The sequence below is a fragment of the Pseudoalteromonas sp. SIMBA_162 genome (assembly GCF_046535955.1).
Classification (GTDB): Bacteria; Pseudomonadota; Gammaproteobacteria; order Enterobacterales; family Alteromonadaceae; genus Pseudoalteromonas; species Pseudoalteromonas marina.
Map to the genome: position 1 here is coordinate 1 of NZ_JAWJBQ010000822.1, position 251 is coordinate 251.

1 pseudogene is annotated in these 251 nt (G+C 33.9%); it reads left to right on the plus strand.

The window, feature by feature from the left end:
• Positions 1–8: 8 nt before the first annotated feature.
• Positions 9–251, plus strand: a pseudogene (locus R0J88_RS21975) (hypothetical protein); the annotation flags it as partial.

Consider the following 251-nt stretch of genomic DNA (forward strand, 5'->3'; position numbering starts at 1 on the left):
ATATAACCATAAAGCAAAACAACATTCTCAAAGCTACAGCCATGCGAGAAAAAATCGTAAACACATTTCCAAACATGGAAGAAAATCAGAACGTCCTACTGTATTTCAATCTCATAGACTCAAGATTTAAACTGATGACAGAAAACTATAAAGAATCAGGACAACTACTCAGTAAAGTAGACAATGCAACACTGGAAAAAGGCACAGATGACATGATTCAATACTATTTTTATCTCTTCAACGGCATGTAT